This window comes from Flavobacterium sp. (assembly GCF_044348915.1).
In the GTDB taxonomy this organism is placed as follows: Bacteria; Bacteroidota; Bacteroidia; order Flavobacteriales; family Flavobacteriaceae; genus Flavobacterium.
This window is the reverse complement of record NZ_JBIKRX010000008.1, coordinates 35487-57873: the sequence shown is the minus strand read 5'-3', so window position 1 is coordinate 57873 and position 22387 is coordinate 35487. Positions and strand designations below refer to the sequence as shown.

The window sequence follows — 22387 nt, the reverse complement described above, 5'->3', positions numbered from 1 at the left end:
ACGATTCAACCAAATCAAAGAGCAAATTGTTCTTTGGCTCGAATTTTTACTGCTTATTTTTGCAGATGTATTTTTGGTAAAAAATCTAAAAACTCAAAAAGTGGGTTCTTAAGGAATGACTAAATATTTTTCCTGAAAAAAATCCGAAAGAACCGCTTTATAATTCTGAAAAAATTAGATTTTTCCCCAAATGGAATTACAAAATAGTGTATAGAATCGAAGAAAATAGAATCTATATTTTGGACATCTTTTCGGCTTTGCAGGAATACAGAAAATTAAAAATTTAATTATTTAGCTAACGTCCCACTTTTAACTTCCACTAATACCCATACTTATCTTTCCAACGGTTTTTCAAAAACTCTCTAGTGGAATTTTCTCTTGCATTGTTTCCAGGATTATATAAAACCGTTTCTGAAATTTCTTTGGGTAGAAATTCCTGTTCAGCAAAATTATTGGCATAATCGTGTGAATATTTATACTCGTCACCATAGCCCAATTCCTTCATTAATTTTGTTGGTGCATTACGCAAATGAATGGGAACAGGTAAATCTCCAGTTTGTTTCACTAATTGCTGTGCGCTTCCAATAGCCAAATAAGAAGCATTGCTTTTGGGCGAGGTTGCTAAATAAATAGCGCATTGGCTTAAAATTATTCTGCTCTCGGGATAACCAATGGTGGTCACAGCCTGAAAAGTATTATTAGCCATAATGAAAGCCGTTGGGTTCGCATTTCCAATATCTTCACTCGACAAAATGAGCATTCGTCTCGCTATGAATTTTACATCTTCGCCTCCTTCAATCATTCTTGCCAACCAATATACAGCTCCGTTGGGATCACTCCCGCGAATCGATTTGATAAAAGCGGATACTATGTCATAATGTTGTTCACCACTTTTATCATATAAAACGGTATTTTGTTGCACGAGTTCAAATACTCGGTCATTTGTAATTTCAATTTCGTCGTCATCACCAGCATTTACGACCAATTCGAAAATATTCAATAGTTTGCGTCCATCGCCTCCTGAAAGTCGCAGCAGCGCTTCTGTTTCGGTTAGTTTTATAGTTTTGGTTGTCAAAAAAGTGTCGGTTTTTATGGCTCGATCTAATAAAGATTCCAAATCGTTTTTTGTAAATGCATTCAAAATATACACTTGGCAACGAGATAATAATGCAGGAATGACCTCAAAACTTGGATTTTCGGTTGTGGCCCCAATCAAAGTTATCCAACCTTTTTCGACGGCTGCCAACAAGGAGTCTTGTTGTGATTTGCTGAAACGATGAATTTCGTCTATAAATAAAATTGGATTTTTGGCAGTGAAAAGTCCGCCACTTTGTTTGGCTTTTTCAATCACATCTCGAATATCCTTCACTCCTGAATTGATGGCGCTCAAAATATAAAATGGACGCTTCGATTCTTGTGCAATAATTTGTGCCAAGGTTGTTTTTCCAGTTCCCGGAGGTCCCCAAAATATCAACGAAGGAATTATTCCTTTCGCGATTTGCTGTGTCAACGAACCATTCGGCCCAACCAAATGCGATTGACTGATGTAATCTTCTAATTTTTGCGGACGAATGCGTTCTGCTAATGGAGCTTTCAAGATGATTTTAGATTTTAGATTTTAGATTGAGGATCAATCAATCACAAATTTAGGATTTTGCTTTTAGTAAAACTAATGATATTTCAACTTACTTACTGCGTCTATATTCTTTCATCTTTTTTGTATTCTCTTTAAAATATGACAAAATAGCACTAAATTGCTTTTGGATACATTTTTGTGTAAATTCAGCTAACAAAACAATAAACAATAAACAATAAACTCAAAACAACAAACGGTCAATATGAACGACAACCATTTTAAATATTCCAATTCAGTAATTGCGCTACCATTTTTTTTTGTGTTGTTGCTTTGGTTTGTCTATTGGTTGCAAATCAGATTTGATTTTGATTTTTTCGAAAATGGAATTTATCCTAGAACGGTATCAGGTTTACAAGGCATTCTTTTTAGCCCTTTTATTCATTCCGATTTAGAACATCTGTACAATAATTCGATTCCTCTACTGATATTGTTAGCTGCATTGCGGTATTTTTATTCTAGACAAACTTTTGAAGTTATTGGTTATGGGATTTTATTTTCTGGATTTATTACTTGGGTGATTGGTCGAGATAGTTATCACATTGGTGCCAGCAGTTTGATTTATGTTTTGGTGAGTTTTATCTTTTTCAAAGGTATTCAAACTAAATATTATCGTTTGGTGGCCTTATCATTAACTGTAATTCTGGTTTATGGCAGTATGGTTTGGTATATTTTTCCAAAAGTAGATGAGAAAATTTCTTGGGAGGGGCATTTGGCAGGATTAATTGCTGGCCTTGTCCTTTCTTTGTTGTACAAAACTCCCGAGTATATAAAAATCATCAAATACGATTGGGAACATCCCGATTACAATCCTATGAATGACAAGTTTATGCAACGCTTTGATGAAAGCGGAAATTTTGTAAATCTTCCAATTGTAGAAGATAATGAGATTTTTGATTTTAAAGAATCAAATTGAATTATTTTGTATTTTTGTAATCCTAAAGTTTTTAAAATGAGCACAATTATCACAAATTTCAAACAACTCGATTTAAAAGGTAGTTATACTTATGCCGATTATTTGCTTTGGAATTTTAAGGAAAGAGTTGAAATAATAAAGGGAAAGATTTTTAAGATGAGTCCAGCGCCAAGTAGATCTCATCAGGAAGTTTCAAGAGAATTAACCTATTTTTTGAGTCGAAGTTTTAGAAATTCTTCTTGTTATTTTTATGTAGCTCCTTTTGATGTTCGTTTGATAAATTTCAAAGACAGTACAAAAGACAATCAAATAACTTCAGTGGTTCAGCCCGATTTATGTGTTGTTTGTGATAAAGATAAACTAGACGATAGAGGGTGTATAGGTGCTCCAGATTTGATCATTGAAATCCTTTCTCCAGGAAATTCAAACCGAGAAATGACCATTAAATTTGATTTGTATGAAGAGAATGGTGTAAAAGAATATTGGATTGTGAATCAATCTGAGAAAACAATTTTAATTTATGTGCTTAAAGACAATAAATTCATCGGATTAAAGCCAATTATTGAAAGCGGTAAATTGGAAAGTCCCACATTTCCGAGTTTAAAATTTAGCGTAAAAAACATTTTTAAACAGTAGTGCAAACTTCCCACTTCCCACTTCTCACTTCTAACTTCTCTGCCTCACTGCCTCATATAAAAAGGCGCCACAAGCTACAGAAACGTTTAGCGAGCCAATGGTTCCGAACATAGGTAGTTTTGCTTTCTCGTCGACGATTTTTAGCACTGAGGGGTTGATTCCTCTATCTTCGGAACCCATAATGATAGCAACTCCTTCTTTCAGGTCGATGTCATAAATGTTTTGGTCGGTTTTTTCGGTGGCGGCAACGGTTTTGATGCCTGAGCCTTGCAAGTAGAAAATGGCATCTTTGATATGTTCTACTTTGCAAATAGGCACATTAAAGACCGCTCCTGCAGATGTTTTTACAGTATCGCCATTTACGGGAGCTGATCCTGCTTTTTGAACAATAATTCCGTTTACACCAGTACATTCTGCCGTTCGGATAATAGCCCCAAAATTCCGCGCATCCGATATTTGATCTAAAATTAAAAACAAAGGCAATTTTCCAGATGAAACTGTTGCATCAACAAGATGTTCTAGTTCAATAAAACCGATCGGCGATATCGAAGCTACAGCTCCTTGATGATTGTTTGGTGTTAATCGATTCAGTTTTTCGACAGGAACATAAGAGAAATTCACGTTTGCACGTTTCATTACCTTCATCAAGTCTTTCATCAATTCGCCTGAAATTTCTTTTTGTATAAATACTTTATCGACTTCTTTGCCTGCTTGAATTGCTTCAATAATGGCTCTTATCCCGAATATTAAATGTTCTTTTTCCATTTGGCAAAGGTATGTAATATCTTCTCTTTTTTGATAGTTGTTTTTTAATTTATTACAAATAGCAATGTTGGTATTCAGTTGTCTGATATCTTTTTTAATATGTTATCTGCTTGTGTTTTGTGTTTTTCGGTCGCAATCAAGATTAGCTCTTGTTATTGAAATTAATAGTTTTTGACTGCACTAGAGTGATGTATTAAATGATTTCAATAAAAAAAAACCACCAGCTTGCGCTGATGGTTTTACATTTAAACAGTTGTCTTTATTGTAAATAATAAGGAGTTTTTGTGTTTACACTAAATAAATCTCCATTTGAAACTACAGGAGTATTCGTGCTATTAGAAGAATATTCCGAACTTGGATATATTAATCTATTAGGTCTTTTTGTTTCAGTTACACCGAATGGTAAAGGTAATACTGGATAACCTGTTCTCAAATGGTCTAAGTAAAGTTCAATTCCATGCCATTGCGATAAAGCAAGATATTTTTGAGTAATGATTGCGCTGATTTTGTCAGTAGAGCCTGTCCAGCCCAAACCGTTTTTAGCATCGATCGCAGCTAAGTAAGCTACTGGATCAAGTGGAGTAGCAATCACGATAGTTCCAAAGCCTGTACTGTAGAAATTGAAAGAAGCTTTTACACCATCCTCAAAAGCAGTTTTAGCAGTTCCAGTCAAATAACCTCTTTGCATCGCTTCAGCTTGTAGAAAGTAGCTTTCAGCAGCTTGCATTAAAAATGCATTTCTTTCACCACCGTTTTTGTTTGCTATGTCGACAGAGGCTCCTGTTCTTCCATGATAGAATGATGCGTATTTAGAAATTGCAGTTAGTGGGAAAATACCTTGTACGTTACCAACAACCGTTCCACCTATAAGAGTGAACATTCTAGCTCTTCGTGGGTCAACTAGTCCAGATGTAATATTCGCATCGTTTATTGTACCGTTTACAAGTCTTCCAGCATAATCACCCGCTGCATTAGCTGCATTGGCAGAAGTAGCTGCACTAAATGATTCATTTTGTCCGTTAACTCTAAAGATAGGGTTTCTAGAGTTAAGTGTTCCATTGTTGTATCCAGGATTTACTGTAACATCTTGAGTTACGAAATCTTGATTTGCGTTTAATTTTGTGAAACGAGCAGTTCTTAAAGCGACAAGTGTAGCATCTGTAGTTTTAGACAAACGCAACAATAGTTTTAATTCTATTGTGTTTACAAACTTAAGCCATTTTGCTTTATCACCTGCAAAAACACAGTCTTCAGCTCCCATTGGTGCAGCACCAGGTGCAGCAAAGAAGGCTCTAGCTTCGTCCAATTCTTTGAAAAGTCCAGGGATAATTTTTTTATCATCCTCGTATTTAGGAGCAATGATATCATTATTAAAGGCTTCTGTATATGGTGCATCGCCATAAAGAGCAGTCACATAATCCATACACATAACTTTCATCACTTTTGCAACTCCAAAATGAAGGGTATAAGTAGGGAAACTAGCTTTTTTGTCTAGAATATCTTGAAAATTATCCCCAATCAAATACGCGCTTTCAAAACAGGCAGTATAACTGCTGCTGTCGTATTTATAGGTATAAGCAGGATCAGTAGAAGTAAAGCCACTATTTAAACCCCAGACGTAAGCCAATCTGTTTCCGTAAGTTGATAAAGTAGTTACTTGATAACTTGTATAATTAGTAAGTGCTCCTGATAACATTTGACTTGGCGTAAGAGCATCAAAATCGGGTCTATTTGTCTGTTTTTCATTTACATCAAGGTAATTCTCGCAAGATGAAAACAAAAGTAACATCATAATGCTACTGTATAATATTTTTTTCATAATATAATTTATTTTTAATTATTAAAAAGTAGTGTTGATGGTAAAACCAAATGTACGAGTTGATGGGTATTGCGCATCTCCAATAAATCCAATACCGTTTCTTGATGTATTGGCTACAGTTCCAGCTGGATTTTTAGCAGCAGATGAAGTTGAGTTATTGTACTGGCTCGAAACTTCAGAATCAGCATAACCTCTATTGCCGTCAGCAAGAATGATAAATGGGTTTCTTGCATTTATACTGAATTTCAAAGATTCAATTCCTGTTTTATCTAACACTTTTTTAGACAATGAATAGCTTAAAGAAATTTCTCTTACTTTAAATTGTGTTGCATCAATAAGGTTGAAAGAACCTAAATTTGAAGCTTGTCCAAAATAAGCTTGAGTTCTGTTAGCTGCACCTGTTAAAGTGTTGAAACCTCCCGTTAGTACACTTGTGTTAGGGATATAGTCACCTACTGTTGCAGTTGCAGGATTGTCTATTACAGAACCTGGATAAAGGAAACCTACATTTCTGTCAAATTCAGCGGTTTCAACAATATGGCCAGTCCAGGTAAGATTGTATTTCGTTTGTGAAATAAAGTAACCTCCACTACGGTAATCTAAAGTGAATGACAAACCAATTCCTTTGTATTCAAAATTATTAGTAAAACCTAAAACATAATCTGGTTGAACTTTTCCTAAATTTTTAAATACTGCAGATGGAGTAGGTCTTCCCTGAGCATCAACAATTACATTTCCAGCTGTATCTCTTGTCCAGTCTGTGCCTGTAATGTATGGGAATGATTTCCCTTCTACTGCCGATATATCGGCTACAATTTGAGAATTCCCTGCATCAGTCAATACTACCTTAGTAGATTCTCCAGCATCTATTACTTTAGTGTCAGCGTGCGAATATCCTAAATGACCGTTCCATTTGAAAGTAGGAGTGTTAAATGCTCTAAAACCTAAATCAATTTCATATCCTTTTCCTTCTAATTCACCTGAGTTGGTTTTTTTACCAACCAAACCTGTAGTTGTACTTAGCGAAGCTTGAGTAATCAAATCAGTTGTTTTAGTCATATAACCAGCGACGTCTATGGTCAAAGCATCATTAAAGAAACCAAAATTAAGACCACCTTCATAGGTAGTGTATGTTTCTGGTTTGATGTTTGGGTCAGTTATGGTGGTTTGGTTGTTGTATGAATTACCTGAATTCATTGGGAAGCCTGTAGCGTAATTTGCTGTATTTAATATTTCATAAGCAGTTACTGGATCTAATGAGCCGACTACAGTGTAATTGGCATACGCTTTCAAATTACTTAAAGTTTTTTGATTTCTTAATCCTTCAAATGCTTTTGTAGCCACAAATGACAAACCTGCTGATGGGTAAAAATAGTATTGGTTTCCTTTAGCAGCCACACTATTTCCTTCATATCTTCCTGTTAAATTCAAGAATAAGTAGTCTTTATAATTTAAATCGGCATTGGCGAATGTAGCAGATATTCTGCTGTCAAAAGTTCCGTTTTGAAGCGATGAAGGGTTAGCTGGTTTTAATACATTGGCAATATTATACAATCCAGGAATATCTAAATTGGTTCCTCCTTGTGAAACTCTCTTGGAAGCATTGTACTGCGTATTTTGTCCAATGTTAAATTTCAACCCAATCTCTTCTGACAATTCGTAATTAAAGTTAGCCATTATGTCACCATAATAGTAAGTGCTAGAAAAGGCAGATTGATAAAATTCAGAACCCGTAGAAAAATCTGCATCGGAAGTTGCTGGAGCTTGTCCTGCATTAGCATATGCAATTTGATTGTTGTTTCTTAATTGAACAGAACCATTGTAGGATAAGTTTATATGCTTATTTATTTCATAAGCTGCATTTATACCAAAATTGACGAAATTTTTTGTCTCGTTAAGTCTATTGTTGTCTTTTGCCCAAAAAGGATTTTGATAATAACCATTATATCCATAAAGTTCTCTATCCCTAAACGCCTTCACTGGAATAGTGGTTCCTGCTTGAAGTAAGTTAGTCAAAAGCGTGTAATCTGCTCGAGATGTTTGCGCATTTACGTTGGCTTGTTTGGTGTTTAAATTGGTAAAAGTCATATTACCACCCAAAGTCAATTTGTTTAATTTTTTTTGTGCAGTTAATACAAAGTTGTTTCTGCTCAAGTGATCTCCTTCTATGACGAAGTTTCTCGTAACATTTCCTAAATTGAAATTAACAAATGAATCAGCACCTCCAACATTAATGTTCAGGTTGTTTTGATAAATAGTACCTGGTTGGTAAAATTCTTTAATATTGTCTTCGCCTTTAGAAGAATATGTAGATTCTACATTTCCTTGTGGGCTACCCGGAATACCTACATTGTATGGTGCATTGTCAAACAATTCACCCCAACCACCGTTTTCTTGTGGGTCACGAGCACCGTACCATCCTTGACCATATTTTGTTTGTCTTTCAGGAATAAAACTAATCTCTTCCATATCTACACCGGAAGTAAAAGTTACAATCATTTGTTCTGCTTTAGCACCTTTTTTAGTTTGTACCAAAACAACTCCTTGTTTACCTTGTGATCCATATAGAGCAGCGCCTTGAGCACCTTTTAGTACCGTTACACTTTCGATGATTTCAGCAGGTAGAGTAGCAAGTACATCTGCTGTCGAAATTACGTTGTCTATAACAACAAGAGCCTCAGTGTTACCTGTAAAGGACAACATAGAACGAACTCTAATGGAGTTTTGTCCACTTACGCCGTTTGTAGTCGCGTTTATCGTTAAACCAGAAACTTTACCTTGTAGAGATCGTACTGGATCTGGATTATAGGCCGCAGTTAATTCTTGATTATTGATAGATGCATAAGAAGACGTTACAGCCCCTTTCTTTTTCTTGATACCTACTGCTCCAGATACTACAACTTCTTCAAGAACTTGTGAGTCGTCCTGCATTTTTACATTAATTTTAGCCGAACTAGCAGCTACTTGTTGGGTTTTCATTCCCACAAAGCTAAATATCAAGGTTTGGCTTGACGATGCTTTGATAGAATATTTTCCATCAAAATCTGTTTGTATTCCAGATTGTGTTCCTTTAACTAATACACTCACGCCTGGTAAAGGCATTCCTGTATTATCAGAAACAACACCTGAAACAACTCTTTCTTGCGCAAATGTAATTTGCGCCACTAGTACTAATAGTAGTACCAGGATTCCATTGAACTTTAGTTTCATTTTTAAAAATTTTGAATTAGTGCGACAAAAATCTTAATAATTTGTTAACATTCCTAATATTAATTAACTTTATTTATAATATCTATTAATAATTTTTATTATTTCAATACTAAGCAATGTTTTTTTATTGTTTTTTTTTTAGTTAGATTATTTATGAATTGTGTTTTTTTAAAAATACCCGATTTTGCCTGTATAATCTGTTTTTTGCAAATGTTAGTTTCCAAATTCAAATAGTATTTCATAGTTACATAAATTTAAGTAGCCGTTTGTATTTCTTTATGTCGGAAAAGGAGCTGTGTTTTGATTTTATCAATTTATAATGAATAGTACGTTCCAGTAGTTAGTATATTCTATTGTTCTCTACTAGTTTTTTTTTGGAGGGATAGATCCCAGTTAAGTTTTTATTTTGTAAGTTTTGATCATGGATTGTTTAGTTACTTTGGAAAAGAGAGAGTAGCCAAGGTAAGAAATGCGAGCAGAAGTTATTTTGTTTTGAGGAGCAGTTGCTGTGTTTTTATTTTAGTTAACGAAGTATAAAGTCATACCGATTAGCAATATGTAAGGGTCCAATAAATTGTACTCAATATATTGTCTATCGGCATAAACCATTGTAAAATTTTTAAATGGATTAGACCATTTTAAAATTACAATTGGTATCATTTTCTTCGTTTGGTTGAGTTGTGATTATAAAAAAAGCCGTCTCATTGCTGAGACGGCTTTTAACAAATGTATTTTGTACTATTGTTTTAGAAATTTATAACGATTACCAGCCTGGATTTTGTTGTGCTAACAAGGTTGGATTGTTATTAGTTTCCAAAAGTGGAATTGGCCATAAAATTCTGAAATTCGAACTAGGAATAGCAGCCTCACCAAAAGGACCTGTGAATGGAGTCGTAGGTACGAACATTGCAGCTGTTGCAGCGCCACTACCTACTTTTGCAGGAATTCCATCAATAGGAGCCAAGTCGTCATTTTGCAAACGTTGAATATCCGACCATCTGCGACCTTCCATTAAGAACTCAATTCTTCTTTCTTTAAGAATGGCTTCAACCATAAGTTTTGGCGTTGACAAAGTGGCCAAGGTGTATGCTTGCGTAGCTGGATTGGCCAAAGCTCTATTTCTTACTGAATTTAGTAATGTAAGAGCAGTAGCTAAATCTGGTGATGCTTTTCTAGCCTGAGCTTCCGCCATATTTAAAACAACTTCAGCATAACGAATAACTGGTGCCGCATCAGTATAGGTTACACCATCTTTATATTTATTGGTGTATTTTATGCCTGAAACAGTTTCTACCAAAGTTCCTTCGGTTCTACGTTTATCGTCTTGCAACCAGCTCGCGTCTCTCCAGATTATTGGACTGATACAAACCAATCTTCTGGTTTTGTATTGTGAAGCTAATCCAGCATTTACGCCGGGATTTTGACCTGTTACTGCTCCGTGTCTTATCGAAAAGATGGACTCTGAATTGGATAAGTTACTGGCTAGTACAAACGGCATTTCTGGACTTGCGGTCAATGCTATACCTGGCATTGGTTTTGTGCCTTCAGTAATTACTTTGGCCCAGTTTCTTTGGTGCAAATACACTCTAGTCTTAAATGCAATGATAGCGTTTTTAGTTACCAAACTTTTATTAGCAGTTTGCGTTATTTTTGTTTCTGCATCATCTAAATCTGCAATTACTTTAGTATAACATTCTGCAACCGTGTTTCTGCCTTTTGCAAGTTCAGAATCTACTTCAGTTTGTGTATCGATACCCACTTCTCTGTAAACTACCCCAGGATGACTGGCACTAGCAGTAAAGTTGTAAGGTCTTGAAAAATAAGTTAATAACTCGAAATGAGTTATTGCTCTCAAGAATTTGGCTTGAGCAATATAGTCATCTCCAACAGCTTTAGTGATAACTCCGTTCGAAACAGCTTTAGTAACCCCTTCGATTACCAAGTTACAACGGTTGATTAAGCGGTAGCCGTCAACCCAATAGTAAACGTTGTTAGCTGTGCTAGGATCGTATGTTGCTTGATAGGTGAATTGGTAAAAAGCAGCTAAATTTACGACATCTTCGCCTCTATTATCCCCTTGTTGTACAAATGCTGCACCCCATACGTATCCTCTTCCTCCATTTGGAGCTGTGCTGTTAAATTGTCCAATTTGAGCGGCATTGTACATTCCATTAATGGACAAGGCAATTAACGATGGTGAGGAATAGGAAGCATCGTTTGAAATGTTGTTAATCGGTTCCAAGTCTAATAATTTTTCTTCACTACAAGAATGCATTAGAAATGCAAGAACCATTACAGTTGTTAGTTTTATATACTTTTTCATAATTATTATAAGTTAAGGTTAACACCCATTGACCATATTTTTGCACGAGGAGTACCATTTAAGTCTACTCCATAAGTTTCCATTTCTGGATTGATTCCTTTGTAATCAGTTATTATTAGTAAATTTTGCGCTTGAATAAAGAAACGGAATTTGTCTACTTTTATTTTTTCGATTACTGATTTAGGAAGGCTATATCCAATGGAAACATTGTCTAAACTGATAAAATCTCCATCTTCAACAAATCGTGTACTTGCAGCACTGGCTAAATTGATAAAATTACCACGGCCTTGCCACATTCTAGGTGTAATACCATCCCCAGGATTGGCGGTACTTTGCCATCTGCCTAAAATTTCTGTGGTATTGTTATTCAAATCTTGGTTTACACCATCTCTTCTTGTCGAATTGAAAACTTTATTTCCACCACTGAAACGAACTAAGAAACCAAAATCAAAATCTTTATAGGTCATGGTTGATGTAAATCCACCAAAATAAGTAGGCAAGGTGTTTCCTAATATTTTTCGGTCTGAATTAAGAAGCGATGAAGCTGTAGATACATTTGTTGGATTGGCAGGGTCATAAGCTACATAAGTTTGAGTAGGAATATTTCCTTGAACCAGTGCTCCATTTGCTTTTACGTAAATAGGATTTCCATTTGCTGCATTTACACCATAATATTCATAACCATAAAGGGCATTTGGAGATTCGTTTACGCGAATAATGATATTTGGGTTGATGTTAATGTCAGTTGATGAACCGCCTACAATATCTGCATTGTTCTGTGGTAAAGACTTAACAACACTTTCTTGAAAAGTAATGTTAGCATTTACATTCCATTTGAAATCAGGCTTGTTAAAGATAGCTGCTTCAACACCGAATTCATATCCTGTATTTTCTAATGCACCGATATTTTTTGCAATAGTATTAGAAGGAACCCCAAGTGATGGAGGTGTAGGTGTATTAAGAATTAATCCATCGATATCATTTTTAAAGTAATCAGCAGTTATTCTAACGGCTCCATTTAATATACCCAAATCTACACCGAAATCTGTTTTCTTACTAGATTCCCAGTTTAAAGCATTGTTTCCAAACTGAGTAAATGCAATACCATTTGCAGAACCATATTGAGAAGCAGAAGTTAATCCTAAATAAGGATAGCTACCGATATCCGTATTTCCTACTTCAGAATAGGACGCTCTTAATTTCAATTCAGAAACTTGTTCTTTGATGCCAGCCATAAAGCTTTCGTTGGCAATGTTCCATCCGGCAGAGTATCCTAAGAAGTTACTCCATCTAGTTTCTGGGCTTAGTTTAGAAATACCATCACGTCTGATCGAACCTTGCAAGAAATATCTTTGTTTGTAGTTGTAAGACAAACGACCTACATAGGACATAATTGAGTTTTCGAATACACTACCACTAGCAGCTTGTACTGCATAAGCACCTGTTACAAGATTTTTATTATAGAATTTATCAGCCAAATCTGTTCCTGATCCTTCGAAAAACTTTCTGGTCTCACTTTGATATTCGGCAACTCCCGTTACATTAATTGTATGAGCCTCAGCAAAAGTTTTATTGTAGGAAAGGATATTTTGAAGATTCCATCTCAAGAAATTAGTATTAGAATTTTCCAAACGTCCGTTTGTTCCACGACCATCACCGTGAGTTGGGTCCCAATATCTGAATCCTTCAGTTATAGAATTATCTGTACTAGCTTGGAATCTGTAATTCAAATCTTTTGTGATATCAGCAGAAGCAAAAGCATTTAACAGTGTTCTTTGAATTTTTGATTGTTGTTTATTGTTGTCTAAAACATAAACAATGTTTGAAAGGTTTTGTCCAACTGGTTGAAGGTTGTCCCATTGTCCTACGTTACCAGTTGCAAGGTTGATGTTGTATCCTGTTGGATTATTAGCATCGTAAATTGGCGTATTTGGCAATTGTCTGATGGCACTGAAAATATTACCAGAAATTGAATTTCGTCCTGTGTTCAAACCATCATAATCTGTTTTGGTTACACCTAGGTTGGCGCCTACCGAAAACCAATCGTTTACTTTGTGATCGATATTTGTTCTAATACTATAACGAGACATTTCGTTAGATTTAGCAATACCTTCTTGTGTATTATATCCTAGTGATAAGTAGTATTTTGTTTTATCAGTACCTCCACTAACAGATAAATTGTGGTCAACCTGTAGTGCATTATCTCTTAAAACGGCGCCTTGCCAATCAGTGTTGTAAGTATTTCCAACTGCCCAAATAGGTTGAGCTGGAACCGCATTTGTTCTTTTTTCATTGGCGATTACTAAAAACTGTTGGGTATTCAATAAATCAAATGTTTTTATAGGAGATGCAAACCCAACGACGTTGTTGTAGCTTACTTTTGTATTCCCTTTTTTTCCTTTTTTGGTTGTAATAAGGATTACACCATTGGCAGCACGAGAACCATAAATTGCAGTTGCGGCTCCATCTTTTAAAACGTCGTAGGTTTCAATGTCATTTGGATTGATGTCACCAAGTCCGCTTGCATCTGCATATCCTCCAGTGTCAACAGAAATTATTGGCATACCATCTACCACGTACAAAGGTTGTGTTCCAGATGAAATTGAAGCAACTCCCCTGATTCTAACTGTTGGTGCTTGACCTACAATACCAGTAGACGAAGTTACTTGAACCCCACTTGATCGCCCTGCTAGTAATCCTTCAAAGCTAGGAGATATTAAGCCTTTCAGACTTTCTCCTTTGATTTGAGAAACAGAACCTGTAACTTCTTTCTTTTTTTGTACACCATAACCAATAACTACAACTTCTTCAAGTTGGTTAGAAGATGATTCAATTCTCACATTAATAGCGTTATTAGCGCCAACTTTTGTCGATGAACTCACCATTCCTGTGTAGGAAATCACAAGAACGTCGCCTTCTTTCGCTTTGATAGAATATTTTCCATCAATGTCGGTTTGAACCCCGACTTTCGATCCTTTGATAACTACGTTCGCTCCAGGAATCGGCCCATTAGCATCAGATACAATACCTGAAATTATTTTCTCTTGGGCAAAAGAAAATTGCATTGATAACGCCAGTAGTAGCGTAAAAAGCCATTTGTACTTTAGTTTCATTTTTAAATTTTTTTGAATTAGTGCAACAAACATCTTAATAATTTGTTAACATTCCTAACGTATTTATTGATTTTTTATGCTTGCATATAAAATTTAACATTTAACATAAACAATGTTTATTGTTATAATAAATGTATTTTATGCACATTAAAAAAAGCCGCCTCAAATTATGTTTTGAGACGGCTTTTTTAAAAGATTTAAATCCTAAACGGATGCTTATCTATTGTCATTAACTGATTCATCGATAAAATCATTAGCATCAATTTCTGAAATAGGAATTTTCAAGAAGAATTTTTTGTCATCTGCTGTTAGGTTCGCAGCTGATCCAATTCTGTGATTCCCGGTTCTGGTGATGCCTCTTCTAAGTCTTTTGGCATCAAACCATTCTACCCCAATCTCAGCATACAATTCTTTTCTTCTTTCAACCAAGATTTCTTCGAGTAATGCATTTCCTGTGTTAGTAGATTTAACAGCATTGACATCTCTGTTTTTTTGCAAAGTGTACAATAGATTATGAGCATCTGTACTGTTACCAAGTCTGTATTTTGCTTCAGCTTCGATTAGAATCATTTCTGGTGTTCTAATGATTGGGTGATCGGCATCAAAAGTGAATTTAAACTTGTTAGTGATCCAATAGCGGTAGTCGCTTGTGTTGGAAATAGAAGCACTTTTTCTTTGAAAAATGGCTCTAACATCTGTTGCTGAAAACAACTTAACAAATTCTGTGTTGATATAGGTTGCAGAATACGAAGTGGTCAAGTGGTCCGTTCCAGCGTGAGGCCATCCCCAATAGTAGTTACTTTGGTCTGCAGATTGCGCACTTCCCCAAAGCCACTCTATATTATTATAGTCATTGAAACCAGAGCGATAGGTAGATGCGCTTAATACAGCTGTTGGATTTCCACCGTAAGCCGCTTTTGCAGCGATGTCCGCTCCAGCCCAATTACCCATTACCTGATATACTTGAGCCAATAATGCATTGGCAACACTTTTGTTAATATACGATTTACCCAAACGAGATTCTGTTAATCCTGCAACTGCAGTTGTCAAATCGCTTACAATCAATGCATATACATCTTTTACGGTTGACATAGGTTTTCCTTCAGTCGATAAATCTGTATAAATTGGTGGTGCTGGATAATTCAAGTCAAAGGAGTAAGTTGGACAGAATTCCATAACCAATTGGTGGTAGAAAAAACCTCTTAAGGCATATCCGTAAGCCGCCAATTCTTTTTTATCTGAAGCTGGTAAACTACTACCTTCAACACCTTTAATCAACGCATTGGCTTGGTTGACCATATAGAAACAATAGTTCCAACTAAAAGTGGTTCTTCTATAGGTTGGTTCTCGGTTATCGTTGGCATAATCAAAAGTAAACCAAGTCGGAGAATTCATAATGTCCGTTCCTTTTACAGTTCGTGCATAGAACAATGAATTTACACCTGCGGAGTCCACATTGGTGAACTGACCCCTAAAACGGCGCATTATACCTGAAATGAACGCTTCAACACCTTCTCGTGATGTAAAAACCACTTCTGAAGTAACTCCATCTGTTGGTTTTGGCTCATCAAGAAACTCTTCGCTACATCCTGCCATCATACCTACCGCTATGAAGGCTATTATAATTTTTGAAAATCTATTTTTCATAATATTTGTTTTTTAAAAGTCTAAATTAATACCAAATGAAACTAGTCTTTGGTTGTATGATCTGCTATTGGTAGCACCGCTTAAATCTTGCTCAGGGTCAATTCCTTCATGAGATTGGTAAGTCCATAAATTGTCTCCTTGTAAAAACAATCTTAATCTTGAAACGTTCATTTTATTAACTAAATCTTTAGGAAGATTGTATCCAATATTTAGTGCTTTCAATCTGATGTAATCGTTTTTGAATAAGAAACGAGTCGATTGATTGTTGAAATCGTTGTTTCCTCCTAACAATAGCGGTACATCTGTAATGTCACCGGGTTTTTGCCAGCGGTCTGCTAAATCTTGATGCATCGTTCTTCCAGGATTTTTACCTCCGTCAACCAAACTGGCATAAGTACTATCGTAAACATAAGAACCGTAGCTAAAGTTGAATAAGATGTTCAAATCTATATTTTTATATTTGAAGTAGTTGGTAAAACCTCCAACAACATCTGGTAGAGAGGATTTGTCAACATAATATCGGGTTGCTTCAGCATAGGTTTTAGTAGTTACTCTTTCACCAGTGGGTTTTCCGTCTGTTCCTAAAACATCTTTATACCAGGTTCCGTATCCAGTTGCAGGATCGACGCCAGCCCATTCCTGAACAAAAAATTCATACAATGAACGTCCAACTTCCCATTTTTTATTACCGTTTGTAAAACTTTCTTGTGTTAGTTCAGTGATTTCATTTTTATCCAAAGAGAAAACTAAACTCGATGTCCACAAGAAATTAGTATTTGCGATATTTCTAGTGTTTAATGAAAATTCCCAACCATAATTTCTAAGAGAACCAACATTTGTAGTTATTCCTGTATTACCAGTAGAACCTGGCAGTGGTTTGTTGTAAATTAAGTCAACAGACTCTTTGTTGTAATAATCAACGGTTAGGAATATTCTGTTTTTCAACAATCCAATATCCATACCAAAGTCGGTTGATGCCGTTTTCTCCCAAGTAAGATTGTTATCAACAACACCGCCTAATACTACACCGGTATTGTCTAATTCATTCCATCCAGTGGCAAATTGTTGTATATAAGGAAAGTATGAAGTTAGTCTGTTGTTGCCTAGTTCTCCATAAGAGGCTCTTAATTTCAATTCACTAATAGTATTATTGTCTTTCAAAAAGTTCTCTTGTGAAACCAACCAAGAACCTCCTACGGCATAAAAATCGCCCCATCTCACGTCACTGTTGAAACGTGAAGTACCGTCTTTACGGTAGGATCCTTCAATAAAGTATTTTTCATCGTAATTGTAGGTGGCACGTCCAAGGTAGCTGGAAATTCTTTCTTCCGTCACAGAACCTGAAACGCTTGATGGAGTAGTACTGCCGTCAAGTACATAAACGCCTGGTAAAAATCCTTCTCCTTGTGCGCCCAAGGCATCAATTTCATATTTGTAGGCTTCTTGAATTAAATCAGCTCCTATATTATGTTTTCCAAATGATTTTCTGTAGCTCAAAGTATTGATAAAGTTGCTAGAGGTAGTGATATCTCGATTTTGTGTTACCCTTCCGCCTACACTTGAAGCATAACCCACTTCGTTACTGGCATAGTTATAATCATCAAATAAGTATTTATCGTAAGCAAGATTTGTTTTGAAAGTTAAATCTTTTGTGATGTTGAACAATAAATAGGCGTTGGCGGTAAAATTGTCTCTTTTATACTTAATTTTATAATTATACAATGAACCGTAAGCATTCTCATTTTGCAATTGAGGACGAGTCGCATTCAATGGCTGTCCGGGAGTTGCTCCATAATCGAAAATATTTTGTCCATTACCATCTTTTACTAAATTTCCTTGAACATCTCTTCTGTACTCTGGATAAATAGAAGGTATGGTATAGATCCATTGAATCGCACTTTGGAAGTTAGTACCACTTTGAGTTGGGTAGTTTTGCTTTGAAGTGGAATAAAAAGTAGTTATTCCCGCCGTAAGCCAATTGTTGATTTTAGAATCTATACTTAATCTTGTGGTGGCACGATCAAAATTTGAGGTAACTACATTTCCTTCTTGTGATAAGAAATTTGTTGAAAAAGCATAGGTGGTATTTTCACTTCCTCCAGATACTCCAAATGTATATTCTGTTCTTAGGGCTGCGTCATTCAACATTAAATCTTCCCAATCGGTATCCCATTTTTTGTTAGTAGTTACAAGATTTCCATTCGCGTCTACGGGTGTTGTGGCGGTGTAAGGATTGTAGCCAAGGGTTGAAATTAAATTGTTTGAAGCGTTTAGGCCCGCAGTAGCAGGAGTTTGATTGCTTACGTACTGATTGTTGTTTCTAATAGCTTCCCAACTGTATTTCATATAGTTGTCAGAGTCAACTAATTTGTGTAAATCAACCGCATTGCTCGAAAATCCTACCATAGTAGAAAAATTCACTTTTGGTGCAGTATCGAGTTTTCCTCTCTTGGTGGTGATTACGATTACTCCATTAGAACCTCTAGACCCATATAAGGCTGTAGAGGCAGCGTCTTTCAAGACACTCATCGTCTGTATTTGGTCTTGGCTGATGGTATTCAAATTGCCATTAAAAGGAGAACCATCTAATATAATTAAAGGATCTGCTGCAGCATTAATAGAGCCTATACCTCTAATTCTAATCGTAGGATTGTCCCCCGGCTGACCACCGGCAGCAATAATGTTTACCCCAGCTACACTTCCTTGCAAGCTCGTTAGCACACTGGTAGCAACTTGTTTTTCTAATACTTCTTTGCCTAATACGGCTACAGAACCAACAATAGCTTTCGATTTTTGAGTACCATAAGCTACCACCACCACTTCTTCGAGTGTTTTTGATTCGGATTCTAGAATTACATTAATAGAAGAAGAAGAACCAACTTTTACAGATTTGTCTGCCATACCTATAAATGAAAAATTCAAAAACTCTCCCGTTTTTGCTTTGATAGTATATTTTCCATCAAAATCTGTCTGGACTCCCTTAGGCGAGCCTTTCACAGAAACATTTACCCCTGGTAATGGACCTGTAAGATCCGAAACTTTACCAGTAATAGTTCTCTCTTGGGCAAAAGAAAACTGTAAAAACAACGCTACTAAAAGCGTAAAAATCCATTTGTAATTTAGTTTCATTTTAAAAAATTTTGAATTAGTTCAACAAAAATGATAATAATTTGTTAAAATTCCTAACATTTTCATTTTTTTTTTATACTTCATACAAGTTTTAACGTTCGTGGAAGCTGGTAAATTTTGATTTTTTTTTTTTGCTTAGAATTCGATGTTGTAATTTAAGGTTACTATAGTATTGGAGAATAAAATCTTTTGGCCGTCATTGCTTCCGTTGGAAAAATTCAATTTGAGAACGCCATTTTTGGTTCGCAGGCCTACGCCTATGCCAAATCCGAGTAGATTGGCTTTATAATTGGAAGTTTTATCTTCGTAGTATCCATAGTCTAAAATAGAGTGGAGGTATAAGTCTGGCGATACAATATAGCGGTATTCTGTGATAAGTGCCGTCATAAAATTGGCTTGTAAACTATTTTCGGCAAAACCCCGAATGGATTTTGTTCCTCCAAAACGATATAATTCGTTAATGATATAAGTATCGCTTTTTAAGAAATAATTTTGATAATTTATGTTAAAACAGTTTTTTGGGTTCAAATAGAAATTATGCATCGCATTGATTGTAATGAAAGTCTGCTTGGTGGTTCCTGCAGTTTCTGTTAGGTCAGATGTTACTCGGCTTCCGAGTCCCATCATAATCGAGATGTTTGTTTTTTTAGGAAAAATGGAGTTGACGAGGTCCAATTTTGAATAGTCTAAATTTGCAGTTAGAAAAGTATTGTTGTAATCACTGATGGTGCTGCTGTTTGTGTTCTGAATGTCGCTAGATTCTGTAGCTTGGTAACCCAAATAGATTCTGGTTTTGTAATCAATAAAGTAGCCTAAGTCGATGGCTGTTTTGGTGTTTTGAAAGATGCTGTCTTGTTTGAAAATGTGAATTTGCGCTTTCAACCCGATTGGGCTTCTGAAAATGTAAGGTAAATCGATGCTGGCTTTGAATGTTCTTTGGTTGTTTCCGTCACTTTTCCAATAGAGTGCAAATTGCTCTCCAGCTTTAATAGTATTTTCTAATGCTAAATCGAGATAGCCATTGAAGGTTAGTTTGCCGCTTTCATTATTAGTAAAGCCGATAAACCCGTCAAAATTATTGGACTTTCTTTTTTCAAGATAAACATAAACTTTGGTAGTATCTGGAGTGAATAATATTTCAGGATTTTTAATTTGACTTACGAAACCAAATTTTTCAAAATCATTTTGAACTCTTCGAACAGTTTCTTGATTTAAAAAAGTGTTTTGGTACTTGCGGTTCATTTGTTTTAAATGTCCCTTTGGAAAACTACTGTTTTTGCTGCTTTCGGCAAATTGCACTACAATTTCATCCAAATCCCGTTGGCGGCCAGAATTAAATTGTAATTCTGCCAACAGCAGATTTTTTTTCTTTTGGATGTTGATCAATTTTAGTTTGGCCAAAGCATATCCATTTTGCTCTAGTTTTTGTAATGAGTTGTTTAAAAAAGATTCTATTTCTGTGTACGGAAGAATTAGGCTGTCTTTTGATTTGTCTAAGCCAAGTAAATCTTTTATGATGTCATTATTGTTAATTTCTGTTTGAGTTGCAACTACTTTTGAATCCTGATAAATATCGGGTCTAGAACTAGATTTTCTACCTATATATATATGTATCGATTTGATTTGTGCTCCCAAGTTAAATTTTGCGCTATACGTCGAGTCGTTTTTCTTAGTGTTTTCAAATACTTGATTCTCGATATAACCTAATTTGGAGAGTCTTTCTGATAAGCTGTTTACTTCGTCGGCAATGGCTTTTGCATTAGCGTGCAAGGAATTGTATTTTATAGAATCAATTACTTTAGTTTCGGCGGTGGTGTTTCCAATTATTTTCAATTGGAAATTTTGCGCAAAGCTGTTTGCCCAAAAACATAACAATAGGATTGTAAAAGATAGAATTTTCAAAACAATCGGTGTTTAATAATTGTAACGCAAATATCTAAATTTGTGATTATAAACCATCAATATCAGGTGAAATATTGATTTTCGCACGTTTTTTAATTGGTTAATTTTCTTTTTTGGCGCTTTTGGTAGAAGTCTCAATGACTTTTTAGCATTAAAGTTATTAAGATAGGTTGAAATAAACGGAAATGGAGCAATTAAATGGTAGCTCGGAGTTGATGCAATAGTTAGGAAATTGTGGTAGAATGGATATTTTATCGGCATTTCGCTATTTCATTAATTCACAAATAATTACTAATATGGAAATTTAATGAATTATGGTTTGTTTAGAAAAAAATAATTACTACATTTGCAACCCCGTAAAAAGCGGGAATTTTATAAACAAGTAATTTTTAGTATTTAATTATGCCAACTATTCAACAATTAGTAAGAACAGGAAGAACTCAAATCACTAAGAAGAGTAAATCGGTTGCTTTAGATTCTTGTCCTCAAAGAAGAGGGGTTTGTACGCGTGTTTACACTACTACTCCAAAAAAACCAAACTCTGCAATGCGTAAAGTAGCGCGTGTACGTTTGACAAATGGAAATGAAGTAAATGCCTACATCCCTGGTGAAGGACACAATCTACAAGAGCACTCGATAGTATTAGTGCGAGGCGGAAGAGTAAAAGATTTACCAGGAGTTAGATACCACATCGTTCGTGGTGCGCTTGATACCTCAGGTGTAGCAGGAAGAACGCAACGTAGATCTAAGTATGGTGCAAAACGTCCAAAAGAGGCGAAAAAGTAATTTTTAAAACTCAAAAAGAAAAGAAATGAGAAAAAGAGCGGCGAAAAAAAGACCACTTTTACCAGATCCAAGGTTTAATGACCAATTGGTAACACGTTTTGTAAACAACTTAATGTGGGACGGTAAGAAATCAACAGCTTTTAAAGTGTTTTATGATGCAATTGACATCATTGAAACAAAAAAGCAAAATGACGACAAAACATCATTAGAAATCTGGAAAGATGCTTTAACAAACGTTATGCCTCACGTAGAAGTACGTAGTCGTAGAGTGGGTGGAGCTACATTCCAAATTCCAATGCAAATTAGACCAGACAGAAAAATTTCTATGGCTATGAAATGGTTAATTCTTTATTCAAGAAGAAGAAACGAAAAATCAATGGCACAAAGATTGGCTTCAGAATGTTTAGCTGCGGCTAAAGAAGAAGGGGCTGCTGTTAAGAAAAGAATGGATACTCACAAAATGGCAGAAGCTAACAAAGCTTTCTCTCACTTTAGATTTTAATGCTGT

13 protein-coding genes are annotated in these 22387 nt (G+C 35.5%); 4 read left to right on the top strand and 9 right to left on the bottom strand.

Annotated elements, in window-relative coordinates; all coding sequences use genetic code 11:
* Nucleotides 1-319: 319 nt before the first annotated feature.
* Nucleotides 320-1597: a replication-associated recombination protein A gene (locus ACIQ1E_RS02745; RefSeq protein ID WP_396168462.1), complete on the bottom strand. Its 1278-nt coding sequence runs from the start codon at nt 1595-1597 to the stop codon at nt 320-322.
* Nucleotides 1598-1838: 241 nt separating this feature from the next.
* Between ACIQ1E_RS02745 and ACIQ1E_RS02740 the strand changes: the two genes are divergently transcribed.
* Together ACIQ1E_RS02740 and ACIQ1E_RS02735 are read left to right on the top strand one after the other, a co-directional pair.
* Nucleotides 1839-2549, top strand: coding sequence for a rhomboid family intramembrane serine protease (locus tag ACIQ1E_RS02740; RefSeq protein ID WP_396168460.1), 711 nt, complete (start codon nt 1839-1841; stop codon nt 2547-2549).
* A gap of 36 nt (nt 2550-2585) precedes the next feature.
* A complete protein-coding gene (locus tag ACIQ1E_RS02735) occupies nt 2586-3185 on the top strand; it encodes a Uma2 family endonuclease (protein WP_396168458.1) in 600 nt (199 codons plus the stop codon).
* 30 nt (nt 3186-3215) lie between these two features.
* Here the strand turns inward: ACIQ1E_RS02735 and rlmB are convergent, their stop codons facing one another.
* The 8 genes from rlmB to ACIQ1E_RS02695 all read right to left on the bottom strand — a co-directional run bounded on the left by rlmB (nt 3216) and on the right by ACIQ1E_RS02695 (nt 21024).
* On the bottom strand, nt 3216-3950 hold the full coding sequence (gene rlmB, locus ACIQ1E_RS02730; RefSeq protein WP_396168456.1) for a 23S rRNA (guanosine(2251)-2'-O)-methyltransferase RlmB: 735 nt from the start codon (nt 3948-3950) through the stop codon (nt 3216-3218).
* A 259-nt stretch (nt 3951-4209) separates the two neighbouring features.
* On the bottom strand, nt 4210-5769 hold the full coding sequence (locus tag ACIQ1E_RS02725) for a SusD/RagB family nutrient-binding outer membrane lipoprotein (protein ID WP_396168454.1): 1560 nt from the start codon (nt 5767-5769) through the stop codon (nt 4210-4212).
* A gap of 21 nt (nt 5770-5790) precedes the next feature.
* Nucleotides 5791-8979, bottom strand: coding sequence for a SusC/RagA family TonB-linked outer membrane protein (locus ACIQ1E_RS02720; RefSeq protein WP_396168452.1), 3189 nt, complete (start codon nt 8977-8979; stop codon nt 5791-5793).
* Between the two features lie 763 nt (nt 8980-9742).
* The gene (locus ACIQ1E_RS02715; protein WP_396168450.1) at nt 9743-11302 is read right to left on the bottom strand and encodes a RagB/SusD family nutrient uptake outer membrane protein; all 1560 of its coding nucleotides are present in this window, start codon (nt 11300-11302) and stop codon (nt 9743-9745) included.
* 5 nt (nt 11303-11307) lie between these two features.
* Nucleotides 11308-14415: a SusC/RagA family TonB-linked outer membrane protein gene (locus tag ACIQ1E_RS02710; RefSeq protein ID WP_396168448.1), complete on the bottom strand. Its 3108-nt coding sequence runs from the start codon at nt 14413-14415 to the stop codon at nt 11308-11310.
* A gap of 216 nt (nt 14416-14631) precedes the next feature.
* Complete coding sequence (locus tag ACIQ1E_RS02705; protein WP_396168446.1) at nt 14632-16062, bottom strand: RagB/SusD family nutrient uptake outer membrane protein; 1431 nt, start codon at nt 16060-16062, stop codon at nt 14632-14634.
* 12 nt (nt 16063-16074) lie between these two features.
* On the bottom strand, nt 16075-19191 hold the full coding sequence (locus ACIQ1E_RS02700) for a SusC/RagA family TonB-linked outer membrane protein (protein WP_396168444.1): 3117 nt from the start codon (nt 19189-19191) through the stop codon (nt 16075-16077).
* Between the two features lie 135 nt (nt 19192-19326).
* On the bottom strand, nt 19327-21024 hold the full coding sequence (locus tag ACIQ1E_RS02695) for a ShlB/FhaC/HecB family hemolysin secretion/activation protein (RefSeq protein ID WP_396168443.1): 1698 nt from the start codon (nt 21022-21024) through the stop codon (nt 19327-19329).
* Nucleotides 21025-21495: 471 nt separating this feature from the next.
* Here ACIQ1E_RS02695 and rpsL point away from each other — a divergent pair, with 471 nt between their 5' ends.
* Complete coding sequence (gene rpsL / locus ACIQ1E_RS02690; protein WP_007136570.1) at nt 21496-21879, top strand: 30S ribosomal protein S12; 384 nt, start codon at nt 21496-21498, stop codon at nt 21877-21879.
* 25 nt (nt 21880-21904) lie between these two features.
* Complete coding sequence (gene rpsG / locus ACIQ1E_RS02685; protein ID WP_133277471.1) at nt 21905-22381, top strand: 30S ribosomal protein S7; 477 nt, start codon at nt 21905-21907, stop codon at nt 22379-22381.
* Nucleotides 22382-22387: the final 6 nt, after the last annotated feature.